The sequence below is a fragment of the Massilia sp. MP_M2 genome, assembly GCF_039123635.1.
Lineage (GTDB): Bacteria > Pseudomonadota > Gammaproteobacteria > Burkholderiales > Burkholderiaceae_D > Telluria.
Genome location: NZ_JBCHJF010000009.1, coordinates 1 through 12,785 on the forward strand (window position 1 = coordinate 1; position 12,785 = coordinate 12,785).

Consider the following 12,785-nt stretch of genomic DNA (forward strand, 5'->3'; position numbering starts at 1 on the left):
AAAAGGAGATCGATGATCACATCGATCGGCATCCTGCTCTCAAAAATGACGCACAGCTCATTGCCAGTATCCCTGGCTTGGGAACGACGACAATAGCCCGTGTCCTTGGTCACATTGGCGACATTCGTCGCTTCAAGAACGCCAAGGCTTTCGCGGCCTTCCTAGGCGTGACACCAAAGCAGCGTACGTCCGGCAGTTCGGTGAGGGGCCGAACGGTAATGAGCAAGACGGGAAGTTCGTCACTACGAGCTGCGCTCTTTATGCCGAGCATGGTGGCGCGCCGTCATAACCCCATTTTGCGCCAGTTTGCCGACCGCCTGCTTGCAACCGGCATGGTGAAAAAAGCCGTCATCGGCGCTGTTACGCACAAATTGGCCCATCTGATTTACGGTGTCATTCGAACAGGCAAGCCATTCGACGCAAATTTCTTATCGAATCGGCTTGCAATTCAAGACGGTATCTGACCCCAGCTGTGACCCCAGCTGGGCCAGACACCATTAGAGGTTGCCAAGGCTGAGGTCGTGTCTGAATGTCAGACCTGACCCCAGCTGGGCCAAATGCAAAACGGCTCCCGAAGGAGCCGTTCTTTTTTCAATCTGCTAATGCAGATCAGGCATAGGTGCGCAGGCGCAAAGAAAACTCTTGCAGCGCCTTGATGCCCGACGCCTCGGCGCGGTTGCACCAGTCTTGCAACTGATGCAGCAACTGATCGCGGGTGTGGTGCGAACGTTCCCAGATCGCGCCCAGTTCCACGCGCATATTGTGCATAGTCTCCAGCGCCTTGCTGTGCTGGAACAGCTCGACCAACTGTTCTTTCTGCGACAACTCCAGCTTGGTCGGTTCGCGCTGCATCAGCTTGCGCGAACTTTTCAGGAAGCGCGTTTCCAGGCCACTTGCGTGCTTGCGTTGCGCGAACTCTTCATGGAACGCGTGACGCACCGATTTTGCATACTTGGCCATCACGTCATAGCGGTTGGCGATAACCGATTGCAGCGTGTCGAAGTCGGCCTGCTCCTTGTTTTTGGCAAGCTTTGGCTTCGGCGCCACTTTCTTGACCTTGGCCAGCCCCACCATCTCGAGCATGCGGATGTAACCCCAGCCCAGATCGAACTCGTACCACTTGCTCGACAGCTTGGCGGACGTCGCATACGTGTGGTGATTGTTGTGCAGCTCTTCACCGCCAATCAGGATGCCCCAAGGGAAGATGTTGGTCGCGGCGTCGCTGCAATCGAAATTGCGGTAACCCCACCAGTGGCCGAGGCCATTGATGATGCCGGCAGCGGTGATCGGAATCCACATCATCTGCACTGCCCAAACCGACAAACCGATCACGCCGAACAGCGCAACGTTGATCACCAAGAGGGCCACCACGCCCATCATGCTGCGGCCGGTGTACACGTGGCGCTCGATCCAGTCGTCCGGCGTGCCATGGCCATACTTGTCCATGGTTTCCTGAACCTTGCTTTCGGCGCGGTACAGCTCGGCGCCTTCGAACAGCACCTTGCGGATGCCGCGCGTTTGCGGGCTGTGCGGATCTTCTTCGGTGTCGCACTTGGCGTGGTGCTTGCGGTGGATCGACGCCCACTCTTTGGTGACCTGACCAGTGGTCAGCCACAGCCAGAAGCGGAAGAAGTGACTTGGAATCGGGTGCAGGTCAAGCGAGCGGTGCGCTTGATGGCGGTGCAGGTACACCGTCACGCTGATGATGGTGATGTGCGTGACCACCAGCGTGTACAGAACGACTTCCCATGCCGAAAAATCCAGCAGGCCGGTCGACAAGAACGACAGCACAGCGTGCAAAGTGTCGTTAAAGAAATTCATTCAGTCTCCAATGCAGGGCTTGTATGACGTCGATCAGGAAGATCGCACATGCATAACCCTTGCATTTTACGTGTTTCTACTGCCGCACGGCAGCAGCACGTCTTCAATTTTTGCCTAAATCCGCGGCAGTCTGTTTTACGCCACCTTCGGTAGCGTCTGGCGCACCCTGGGGCGTGCGCGTCATCATCGACGTGATGTGCGCGTCAAGCAGGCGTGTGTCCATCGAAGGGTGGCCGAGCTTGATTGTGCCCGTATGCACCAGCGTGTAGATCTTGCGGTTGACTTCCGAGATCGGTCCGCCCTGCCCGTTTTCAGGGTCGCCCAGGAAGAATCCGACTTCCAGTTCGTAGCCATCGGCGACAAACGCAGTGAGCAGCACGTTCGGGGCCGGCGTCTCCAGCACGCGGTCAACGCCCTTTGGTTGCTCTTCCAACAACGGCATCACGACCGACAGATCGCTGTCGTACGACACGATCAGCTTGGTGACGGCGCGCACGTTCTTGTTGGTCACCGACTGGTTCAGCACCACGCCCGTGATCAGCATTTCGTTCGGCAACAGCGTCTGGGTACCGTCGGTACTACGCAACACCGTGTAGCGCGTATTGATGCGCACGACCTTGCCGGAGTATTTGTCGAGCGTGATCGGATCGCCAATCGCCAGGCTGCGCTCGAACAGGATGATGAAACCGGACACATAATTACTGGCAATACGCTGCATGCCCAGACCCAGACCCACACCGAGCGCGCCGCCAAACACCGACAGCACAGTCAGGTCCAGCCCCGCCAGCGACAGGCTGAACAACACGGCAACGAGGATCAGCGCGGCGCGGCCCACGCGCGCCATTGCGACGCGCAGTGACGAGTGCATGCGCTCGACATGCATCAGCCGCTCTTCGAGCGCGGCGCCGGCCCACAGCGCCACGATCATCAGTACGACGATCGAGACGACGCCCTGCAGCAGGTCGAGCAGCGAGGTTTTCTTGGCCCCGACCGGCAGCATGGTCGTCTCGAGCGCGCGCAACACGTCCGGCAGGATGCCGGTCAGGTGCAGCGCAACGATGATCCAGGCCGTGAAGGCAAACACGCGCTCGAACGTCTGCAACGCTTCGCCCACCTGGCCACGACGCGCAAACGCGCGACGCAGCAGGTAGAAGAAGGTGCGGATGACCGCCAGCGAGACGAACAGCGGCAGCGCCACGCGCAGCAGGTTCACGGTCTGGAAGTGTTCCAGAATGACCTTGCTCAGCGACAGCAGCGCGACGGTCAACAGCGGCCCGAGCACGCGAGCTACACCGCCCAGCCCGACACGCATCAAGCGGCCCCGCTCGTCGCGGCCCTTGAGCAGCGAGCGCCCGATCAGCCCTGCCAACCCCCAGCCTGCAGCCACGCAGAAGACAATGGCAAGCGCCTGCCACAACAGGGCCGGGTTGCGTATGTCGACAATCATGACATTCCAGAGGTCGGACAAGGGCATCGCAGGGTCTCCTTATTCGTCGTCGGTTGCCGTCACGTCGGCGTCAGCATCAGCCTCGGCCTTGACTGGCGCAGCCTTGACCAGCGCCTTGCGTTGCAGCACGGCGGCGAAGAAGCCGTCGGTCTGGTGCTTGTGGGGCAAGAGCTTGAGGTACTTGTCCATCTCGAGCGGAATCTTTTGCTCGGCCAGCACTTGACTCATCGGCACCAGATCGAAGTCAGGATGCGTCGCCAGGAAGCCTTCGACGATGACGTCGTTTTCTTCATCCAGCAGGCTGCAGGTGGCGTACACGAGGCGGCCACCGTTCTTGACCAGGCGTGCAGCGCCGTCCAGGATCGCGGCTTGTTTTTCCTGCATCTCGGCAATCGCGCCCAGTTGCTGACGCCATTTGACGTCCGGATTGCGGCGCAAGGTGCCCAGGCCCGAGCATGGCGCATCGACCAGCACGCGGTCGATCTTGCCGGCCAGGCGCTTGACCTTGGCATCGCGCTCGTGCGCGATCAACACCGGATGCACGTTCGACAAACCGCTGCGCGCCATGCGTGGCTTCAGTTTGGCCAGGCGCTTTTCGGACACATCGAACGCGTACAGGCGACCGGTATTGCGCATCAGTGCGCCCAGTGCCAGCGTCTTGCCGCCGGCGCCGGCACAAAAGTCGACCACCATCTCGCCACGGCGCGCGCCGACGATCTGCGACAGCACCTGGCTGCCCTCGTCCTGCACTTCGATCGCGCCTTCCTTGAACAGCGGCAGATTCTGCAGCGCAGGCTTTTGCTTGACGCGCAGGCCCAGCGGCGCATACGGCATCGGCTCGGCGATGATCGGCGCTTCGAGCAGCGTAGCGATGACGGCATCGCGCTCGGCCTTGATCGAATTGACGCGCAGGTCGAGCGGCGCAGGCGTGTTGAGCACCGCGGCCAGTTCGAGCGCTTCGGCTTGGCCGAACTGGGCCACCAGCTTGTCGTACAGCCATTGCGGCAGGTTCGCTTGCACCGGACCTGGCAGCAGCGTGCGATCGACTTCCTTGATACGGGTCAGGAAGTGGGTTTCGTCTTCGGTCAGGCCGCCGATCGAATCGATGCCAGCCGTTTCGGCCAGGCCCAGCAGCGCCAGGCGACGCATCGATGGCGTGCTGCCATGGCCGGCGAAATCGGTGAAGAACGACTTGTTACGCAGCACCGAATACACGGCTTCGGCAATCACGCCACGCTCACGGCCGCCGAAACGCGGGTTATCCTTGAAGAAACGCGACAGGGTGACGTCGGCTGGCGAGGTAAAACGGAGAATCTCGCGCAAGACTTCTTCGGTCTTGGCGACGATCGCTGGAGGCAATCTCATGTAAATCCTTGGGTTGTAAACTGCTTATTTAAAACAGTGTGTTTTAAATACTGAGGGTGTCAAAGCCAGGCTCGACGATGCGCACCGCACCGTTCTCGACGACCAGACGGTCTTCAACGAACAGGCGCACCGCGCGCGGATAAATCTTGTGTTCTTCGACCAGCAGGCGGGTAGCCAGCGTGGCTTCGGTATCGCCCGGCAATACAGGAATGCGTGCCTGCAATACAGCCGGGCCGTGATCGAGTTCGGCAGTGACGAAGTGGACCGTCGCGCCATGCTCGACACAACCGGCCTCGAGCGCCTGCTGATGCGTGTGCAGCCCCGGGAACAGCGGCAGCAGCGACGGGTGAATATTGAGCATCCGGCCTGCATAATGCTCGACGAACGGCGCCGTCAGGATGCGCATGAAACCGGCCAGCACGACCAGGTCGGGCTGAAAGACGTCAATAGTTTCCTGCAGCTTGGCGTCGAATTCGGCGCGGGTAGCGAACGTCTTGCTGGGCACCACCGCAGTGGGAATGCCGCGCGCCTGCGCAAACGCCAGGCCGCCGGCGTCAGGTTTATTGCTGATGACAGCGGCGATACGGGCTGGCCAACCTTCGGCATCAAGCGCTCGCACGACCGCTTCCATATTGCTTCCGCGGCCCGAAATCAGGATCACGATATTTTTCATAGCCGGCATTGTACCGTAACGCCGGCCACCAACTGCTGCCTTTGACCTTCGCTCAGGCGGTCGGCGGCACCGTCGCGAACGAGTAGAACACGCGGAACGGGACCTTCTTTTCGGCCCAGAATTCGGCCGCATCGCGAAACACGTCGAGCAGGTTTTCGCGCGCTTCCTTGTCGAACTTCTGGGCGCTTGGCAGCTGCTCCAGCACCACGATAAAGCCCGGCTGCGGGCCCGCTTCGTGGACGGTTTCGGTCAGGCATTTACGCAGCGCATCGAAGTTCTTGCTGCACGGCTTCGGGAAGTAAAATTGTTCGCCGATACGGGCGCAGACTTGTTGTTTGGTGAGCGTGTTGGCGCAATGTGCGTACAGAAAATGATGTCCGAGTTGCCCCGCCTCCTGTTGCAGATCGCCAACGTTAAACGCGCGGATCGCTTGCACAATATTCGGCGCCACTCTCATCAACAAACTCATTTTTTCCTCAAGTTGACCTGTCAATAACGCGCCATGGAGCAACCCGTCGCGACGCCATCGGGCGTTGCTGCCGCTTACCTCGCTATCGTTGCTATACGCCAATAAGTCCATGATTCGTGTAAGGGTAACGTTTTGTGGTATTGGAAGCAACCCAAATGTGCATTGCGAATAGTCATTTGTAAGAATCGGTACCGGCCAAGCTGGCGCAAAATCAGGGCAAATCGCGCCTGATTCATTCTGGCGCGCTTCAACCGCCCGACAATCGGCTGTTACATTTTGTTGCCACGGGGACTCGATGTGTTTTTGTGATCGGCGTACTATCAAGACTTGAACGCAGACTGTATTTATTGTCTCAACCAACGTCGCACCACTGAACGAGGACCATCATGAAATTTCAAGCCAAACTGATCATCGCAGCCCTGGGTGTGGCTACCCTGCCGCTGGCACAGGCTGCCGACTTTGAAGATTTCGGCCGGGTGGTGCGCGTCGAGCCGCGCGTCGAACAGGTGCGCACTCCGCGCCAGGAATGCCGTACCGAATACGTGCAAGTGCCGGTGCAGCAAGAACGCAACGCGGGCGGCACGATCGTCGGCGGTATCGCCGGCGCCCTGCTCGGCAGCCAGATCGGCGGCGGCAACGGTAAAGTTGCAGCATCGGCCGCCGGCGCCATCGCCGGCGCCATGGTGGGCGACCGCGTCCAAAACAACGGCCGCCAAGGCAGCAGCGTGCAAGAACAAGCCGTGCAGCAATGCCGCACTGTGGAAGCCATCGAATCGCGCACCGCAGGCTACAACGTGACCTACGAATACCGTGGCCAGAATTACACGTCGCTGATGCGCAATGACCCGGGCAACCGCGTGCGCCTGCGCGTATCGGTCCAGCCGCTGGACAGCTACGACGACGGCCAGGCCTACAGCCAGTACCGGCGTTAAGCTTCGTCATCATTGAATAAAAACAACGCGGCCCCTTTGGCCGCGTTGTCGTATGCAGAGCGCCGATCGCGGTCCGAGCTTGCGCTGCGGGAACGCAACCGCCGATAATAGGGCGATTCCATCAGGCAGTCTTATGCTCATCAAACGCAAATCCATCGAACAGGCCGAATCGTCGCGCCGCCCTTCCCGCAAGCCCAAGTACGCGCCCGTCACGCTGTCCGAGCAAGAGGGCGTACGCTACCTGCATTTCGGCACCGAATGGGTCCAGGGCGCCATGCGCATCCGCAAGCCCGACTGGCCGGAACTCGAGTACGCGCAGCAGATGATGGCCTGGATGCTGTTCATCGAGTCGCCACGTGCCATCGTCCAGCTCGGCCTGGGCGCGGCCACAATGACCAAGTTCTGCTACCGCCAGTTTCCCGAGGCAACCGTCACCGCCATCGAACTGAACCCGTCGGTGATCGCCATCTGCAACTCGATGTTCAAGCTGCCGGGCCTGGACGAACGCCTGACCGTGCTGGAGATGGATGCGCTGGACTTTGTCGAAGACCCACAGCACCACGCCGCCTTCGATGTGCTGCAATGCGACTTGTATGACGCTACCGCACGCGGCCCGGTGCTCGACACGCCCGAGTTCTACGTGGCCTGCGCCAATTGCCTGACCGACGACGGCATCATGACCGTCAATCTGTTCGGCGACCACCCGAGTTTTGCCAAGAACCTCAAGGCCATGAAATTTGCCTTCGGCCACGTATTGTGTCTGCCCGAGGTGCACGATGGTAATGTGGTCGCGCTCTGCTTCAAGACCCGCCCGCTACTTGACGAGGACGTGCTGACCAAACGGGCAGCCCAGATCAAACTCCAGACCAAGCTGCCCGCCGCGTCCTGGGTCAAGGGATTGTTCGCCACCGATTGATTCGCCAAGGGCCACCGTGAACGCCATCCCACAAAAACCCGCCAGCCTGCGCAAGCTCGACCTGCAATCGATTTTTTCGTGGCTACTGGCCGACGGGATCGTCACGAAGGACAACGTCAAGGCCCAATTCGCCCAGGCCCAGGGGATTCTCAGGAATGCGCCGGGTGCGACGCACCCGCTCACGGCGGTGGCGCAATGCAAGATGGTGTCCGAACTGCCCCCCAATCGCCTGCTCACGCTGGACGTGCTGACCGAATGGTGCGCCGCCAAGGTCGGCCTGCCCTTCATCCGCATCGACCCGCTCAAGATCGACTTCACGAAAGTGGCCGATGTGATGTCGGCCGGCTACGCGGCGCGCTTCAATATTCTGCCGGTGGAAATGACGGCCACGACGCTGGTGGTGGCCACGGCCGATCCGTCGCTGACCGAATGGGAAGCCGAGATCGCGAAAGTCGCGCGACGCCGCATTGAACTGGTGCTGGCCAACCCGCTCGACATCGCCCAGTACATCTCGCAGTTCTTCGCGCTGGCCAAGTCGATCCGCGACGCCAACCGCAGCAGCGGACAAGACGTCGCGATGCGCAACAACTTCGAGCAGCTGGTCGAAATGGGCAAGGCGAACAAGCAGTTCGACGCCAATGACCAGCACATCGTCAATATCGTCGACTGGCTATGGGGTTACGCGTTCGAGCAGCGCGCCTCGGACATTCACCTGGAACCCAAGCGTGAATTTGCTGTCGTACGCTTTCGCATCGACGGCGTGCTGCACCAGGTGTACCAGGTGCCGGCCGTGGTCATGATTGCGATGACGGCGCGGATCAAATTGCTGGGGCGGATGGACGTGATTGAAAAACGTCGCCCGCAAGATGGCCGCATCAAAACCCGCACCGCCGGCGGCCAGGAAGTCGAATTGCGCCTGTCGACGATGCCCACCGCATTCGGGGAAAAGCTCGTCATGCGTATTTTCGACCCTGAAGTCGTCGTCAAGACATTGCCCGAACTGGGCTTTCCGGCTGACGACGCCCTGCGCTGGGATCGCCTGACCAAGCGCCCGCACGGCATCATCCTTGTGACCGGCCCGACCGGCTCGGGCAAGACGACGACGCTTTACACGACGCTTAAGGCGCTGGCAACGAGCGAAGTCAATGTCTGCACGGTAGAAGACCCGATCGAGATGGTCGAACCGGCCTTCAACCAGATGCAGGTGCAGCCGGGGATCGACCTGTCGTTCGCCGACGGCGTGCGCTCGTTGATGCGCCAGGACCCGGACATCATCATGGTCGGCGAGATCCGCGACCTGCCGACCGCCGAGATGGCAATCCAGGCGGCGCTGACCGGGCACCTGGTGTTCTCGACGCTGCACACGAATGACGCGCCATCGGCGGTGATGCGCCTGATCGAACTGGGCGTGCCGGATTACCTGCTTGAGGCAACCCTGATCGGCGTGATGGCCCAACGCCTGGTGCGCACGCTCTGCCCTGCCTGCAAGACGCCGGGCGGCGAGTTGAGCGACGATGTATGGGACAGCGTTGGCGGTGCATGGAAGATTCCCAAGCCGACGGTCGTGTACCGGCCCATTGGATGCCCTGAGTGCCGGCAGACCGGATATCGGGGGCGGACCGGGATTTATGAGCTGTTGAGCGTGAGCGAGGGGTTTGGCAAGCTCATGCGAGGTGCGGGCGACTTGGTGGCGCTGCGCCAGCAGAGTGTTATCGATGGCATGAAGCCGCTGCGCATCGCCGGCGCCATGAAGGTCGTCGAAGGCGTGACGACGGCGGACGAGGTGCTGAAGGTCACGTCGGCGTTGTCTTGAGTAGTTCTTCGCAGAAATTTATGCGGGAAGCCTAGCGCGATGCCGGATCGCCCGCTATAATGCTGCCTCCTTGGGTCGTTAGCTCAGCTGGTAGAGCAGCGGACTTTTAATCCGTTGGTCGCAGGTTCGAATCCCGCACGGCCTACCAAGAATTTATTGTTGCAATGAAGGCGTTACGAAAAATCGTGACGCCTTTTTTGTTTTGGCTCGTCCGATTTTTACAACGCTTTCATCACGGCGCGGCGGCGCTTGAGGGCTGGGCATACCCGTCTAGGCTAGAGCGCGACGCAACGTCGCACAGCCTTGCGTCTCGTCAGTAAGTTCCCGCAACTCAATAACTACAGTCAGAAGTTCGTCGCACGTTCAAGCGCGCTTGCGTCGCCAAGTGCGCATCCCGACGTCAACAATCCGCAGCTCAACCGATGAGCGAGACGATGACTGACTTGCACGCACTGCTGGACGCCCACCAGAACACCCGCCTGCTGCGCATGGCGTTCCCGGAGAACGACGGCCCGCAAGCCACGCTGATGGTGAACCGGTTCGTCGGCACGGAATACGTGTCGCGCGACTTCGACTACACGGTGGAACTCCTGAGCGACGACGCCAGGATCGAACTCGAGGCGATCCACGGGAAGCTGCTGTGCATCTCGCTCGTACAGGCTGACGGTCGCCTGCGGCCCTTCACCGGGTATGTGAGCTCGTTCAAACTGGTCAAGACGGATGGCGGCGTAGCGTTTTACGAGGCCGTCCTGCGCCCATGGCTGGCGTACACGCGCCTGCGCCGCAACAACCGCTTGTTCCATGCGCAAAGCGTGCGCCAGCAAACGGAGAAGATCTTTGCCGGCTACGGCAGCCTGCCGGACTATGACTGGAAGGTCGCGGGCGAACAGCCGCAGTTCACGATGGCCACGCAATGGGACGAGACCGACCACAACTATCTGTGCCGGCGCTGGGAAGCCGCCGGCTACAGCTATTGGTACGAACATACGGGCGAAGGGCACGTGCTGAAGGTCTGCGACGACACGCGCACCGCAGACCCGATCGACGGGCCCTCGCCCGGTATCCGCTTCCATGGCGCCGGTGGCGCAGTCGAAGAGGACGCGTTCAGCGACTGGAGTGCAATGCGTCAGTGGGCGTCCGGACAAGCGACGGTGAGCGGCTTCGACTTCAAGCATCCCCACCCGATCCACGCCGGTACCGTCACCATTGCCCAGCAGGGCGATGTGCCGAAACTCGAAGTGCACAGCTATGAGGGGCATTACGGCTTCCTGCACAAGTCGGGCGCCTCCCGGCTGTCGCGGCTGCGCATGGAGGAAATCGAAGCCCGCGGCGAGCTGTACGAAGCGTGCGGCAATAACCGGCGCGTCGCTGCGGGCAGGTGGTTCCGGCTGCTTGACCATTTCAGTGAAAGTGAAGACAGCGAATTCCTGATCCTGGAAGTGCATCACGAAGCCAGCAACAACTACCTGCAAGGAAAGAATGTACTCGCCGAGTACAAGAATCGCGTGCTCTGCCAGAGCAAGGCCGTGCCTTGGTTTCCCGGACGCGGCTTCAACAGCACGACGACCAGGCTGCTGGCCCTGCAGACCGCCATCGTGGTCGGCCCGGAAGGCCAGAGCGGCCTGAACGTCGACCAGTACGGGCGTATCCAGGTCAGGTTTCACTGGGACCGGGACGAACGCAGTAGTTGCTGGGTACGGGTAGGCAGCAACTGGGCCGGTGGCGAAAAGGGCCTGGCCAGCCATCCGCGGGTCGGCTCGGAAGTCATCGTTCAATGGCTCGACGGTAATCCTGATCATCCGATCGTGACTGGCTCCGTCTACAACCAGAACACGATGCCGCCGTGGAAGCTGCCCGGACAGCGGGCGTTGACAGGGATCAGAAGCCGCGAGCTGACCACCAACGGTAGCAACGCCCCTGGCGGGCGCAGCAACCACGTGGTGCTGGATGACACAGAAGGACAGATCCAGGCGCAGCTCAAGAGCGACCATCTGGCCAGCCAGCTCAGCCTGGGCCACATCAACCGCATCGACGACAACGCCGGCCGCAAGGGGCCACGTGGCCAAGGCTTCGAGCTGCGCACCGATGGCCATGGCGCGCTGCGCGCGCAGCAAGGCCTCTTGATCAGCACTGAAGCCCGGCCCAACGCCCGCGCCCATATCACCGACATGGCCGAGACGCTGGCGCACATGGCGCAGGGCCAGGCATTGCACGACAGCCTGTCGCAGGTCGCGCAGCAGGCGAAGGCGCATCAGCCGGGCGACCAGGACCAGGTCGCCGCCGCGCTGAAATCGCAGGTCGACGCCATCAAGGGCCAGGGCGGCCAGCCTGCGCAAGGTGAATTCCCTGAATTTCAGGCGCCCCACCTGGTTCTGGCGAGCCCCGCCGGCATCGAAACCTGCACGCAGGGCTCGACGCATCTGATGAGCATGGAGCACACCGCCCTGACCAGTGGCGGCCATGCCAGCCTGAGCGCGGGCAAGAGCCTGCTCGTCAGCGTCAAGGAAGCGGTGCGCATGTTCGCCTACAAGGCCGGCATGAAGCTGGTGGCGGCGGGCGCCGACATCGACATCACCGCCCTGAAGGACAGCGTCAACATCCTGGCCAAGCTCAACATCACGCATACCGCCAACCGGATCACGATCACGGCGAAAGAGGAAGTGGTGATCAACGGCGGAACCAGCTTCAGCCGCTGGAACGCGTCCGGCATCGTCCATGGCACAAGCGGCGTCTGGCGCCAGCACGCGGCGCAGCACAACCTCGATCCTGGCAAGAGCGAAGGCACACCGGCCTTGCCGCAGACCGTGAAACTGGCACCGGGACAGCTCGATCTGCTTCACCGGTACGTGAACCGGGAAGGCAGCAAGAAGCAAGGCGTCGAGCAAGGCGACTACACCGTCGTCGACGCCGAAGGTGGCGTCTACCAGGGAACGCTCGATGGCGACGGCGTTGCCAGCGTGGCCGGTCTGCCGATGGGAATGGCCACGGTCAGCTATGGCAGCGACCCGCGCGACCCGTGGAATGAAGGCAGCTACTTTGGGGACGGCACCGAATGGCCGGTCGCGGCGCTGTCCGAGGCGGACGCCGGTGCGGCGACAGACAGTCTGGAGGACGCAGCCGACAAATTCGGCGCGATCGCGCAGGCAGCCGAGCAAGGGGCGAGCGCGGTGCAGTCGTTGAAACAGGGCGGCGCGCAGGCATTGATGGCGCAGGCCGGCCAGGCGGCCATGGCCCATGTTGCGGGCAAGCTCCCGGGCGGCGCGGCAGCCATCGGCTTGCCCGGATCACTGCCGCGCATTGGCGCCGACGTCGTGACCTCGGTCCTGAAAAAGTCCTTTCAATAGAGCGC

10 protein-coding genes and 1 tRNA gene are annotated in these 12,785 nt (G+C 61.4%); 6 read left to right on the forward strand and 5 right to left on the reverse strand.

Translation table 11 applies throughout. The features are described 5' to 3' along the window. On the forward strand, positions 1-464 hold a 464-nt coding region (locus RCH14_RS17880), incomplete at its 5' end, for a transposase (protein ID WP_343027458.1). Positions 465-609: 145 nt separating this feature from the next. On the opposite strand, the gene RCH14_RS17885 is transcribed toward RCH14_RS17880, so the two are convergent. The 5 genes from RCH14_RS17885 to RCH14_RS17905 all read right to left on the reverse strand — a co-directional run bounded on the left by RCH14_RS17885 (position 610) and on the right by RCH14_RS17905 (position 5,886). After that, positions 610-1,821, reverse strand: a complete 1,212-nt coding sequence (locus tag RCH14_RS17885) for a fatty acid desaturase (RefSeq protein ID WP_343027459.1) — start codon at positions 1,819-1,821, stop codon at positions 610-612. A gap of 103 nt (positions 1,822-1,924) precedes the next feature. Continuing rightward, positions 1,925-3,295 carry a mechanosensitive ion channel domain-containing protein gene (locus RCH14_RS17890; protein WP_343027460.1) on the reverse strand — a complete coding sequence of 457 codons (1,371 nt, stop codon included), beginning with the start codon at positions 3,293-3,295 and terminating at the stop codon, positions 1,925-1,927. 12 nt (positions 3,296-3,307) lie between these two features. Beyond that, the gene (locus RCH14_RS17895) at positions 3,308-4,633 is read right to left on the reverse strand and encodes an RsmB/NOP family class I SAM-dependent RNA methyltransferase (protein WP_343027461.1); all 1,326 of its coding nucleotides are present in this window, start codon (positions 4,631-4,633) and stop codon (positions 3,308-3,310) included. Positions 4,634-4,676: 43 nt separating this feature from the next. Continuing rightward, complete coding sequence (purN, locus tag RCH14_RS17900; RefSeq protein WP_343027462.1) at positions 4,677-5,306, reverse strand: phosphoribosylglycinamide formyltransferase; 630 nt, start codon at positions 5,304-5,306, stop codon at positions 4,677-4,679. A 52-nt stretch (positions 5,307-5,358) separates the two neighbouring features. After that, a complete protein-coding gene (locus RCH14_RS17905; protein ID WP_343027463.1) occupies positions 5,359-5,886 on the reverse strand; it encodes a barstar family protein in 528 nt (175 codons plus the stop codon). 275 nt (positions 5,887-6,161) lie between these two features. Between RCH14_RS17905 and RCH14_RS17910 the strand changes: the two genes are divergently transcribed. From RCH14_RS17910 to RCH14_RS17930, 5 genes are all read left to right on the forward strand, one after another. Then, on the forward strand, positions 6,162-6,707 hold the full coding sequence (locus tag RCH14_RS17910; RefSeq protein WP_343027464.1) for a glycine zipper 2TM domain-containing protein: 546 nt from the start codon (positions 6,162-6,164) through the stop codon (positions 6,705-6,707). A 133-nt stretch (positions 6,708-6,840) separates the two neighbouring features. Beyond that, positions 6,841-7,623, forward strand: a complete 783-nt coding sequence (locus RCH14_RS17915) for a spermidine synthase (protein ID WP_343027465.1) — start codon at positions 6,841-6,843, stop codon at positions 7,621-7,623. Positions 7,624-7,639: 16 nt separating this feature from the next. After that, positions 7,640-9,436 carry a GspE/PulE family protein gene (locus RCH14_RS17920; RefSeq protein WP_343027466.1) on the forward strand — a complete coding sequence of 599 codons (1,797 nt, stop codon included), beginning with the start codon at positions 7,640-7,642 and terminating at the stop codon, positions 9,434-9,436. A 72-nt stretch (positions 9,437-9,508) separates the two neighbouring features. After that, a tRNA-Lys gene (locus tag RCH14_RS17925) sits at positions 9,509-9,584 on the forward strand. A 286-nt stretch (positions 9,585-9,870) separates the two neighbouring features. Then, the gene (locus RCH14_RS17930; protein WP_343027467.1) at positions 9,871-12,780 is read left to right on the forward strand and encodes a type VI secretion system Vgr family protein; all 2,910 of its coding nucleotides are present in this window, start codon (positions 9,871-9,873) and stop codon (positions 12,778-12,780) included. The last annotated feature ends 5 nt before the right edge of the window (positions 12,781-12,785 follow it).

What these genes read in the sequence shown, in the direction of transcription:
- RCH14_RS17895 (WP_343027461.1), bottom strand. Translation starts at nt 4,633, where the DNA reads ATGAGATTGCCTCCAGCGATCGTCGCCAAGACCGAAGAAGTCTTGCGC.
- RCH14_RS17890 (WP_343027460.1), bottom strand. Translation starts at nt 3,295, where the DNA reads ATGCCCTTGTCCGACCTCTGGAATGTCATGATTGTCGACATACGCAAC.
- RCH14_RS17910 (WP_343027464.1), top strand. Translation starts at nt 6,162, where the DNA reads ATGAAATTTCAAGCCAAACTGATCATCGCAGCCCTGGGTGTGGCTACC.
- RCH14_RS17905 (WP_343027463.1), bottom strand. Translation starts at nt 5,886, where the DNA reads ATGGACTTATTGGCGTATAGCAACGATAGCGAGGTAAGCGGCAGCAAC.
- RCH14_RS17930 (WP_343027467.1), top strand. Translation starts at nt 9,871, where the DNA reads ATGACTGACTTGCACGCACTGCTGGACGCCCACCAGAACACCCGCCTG.
- purN (WP_343027462.1), bottom strand. Translation starts at nt 5,306, where the DNA reads ATGAAAAATATCGTGATCCTGATTTCGGGCCGCGGAAGCAATATGGAA.
- RCH14_RS17915 (WP_343027465.1), top strand. Translation starts at nt 6,841, where the DNA reads ATGCTCATCAAACGCAAATCCATCGAACAGGCCGAATCGTCGCGCCGC.
- RCH14_RS17885 (WP_343027459.1), bottom strand. Translation starts at nt 1,821, where the DNA reads ATGAATTTCTTTAACGACACTTTGCACGCTGTGCTGTCGTTCTTGTCG.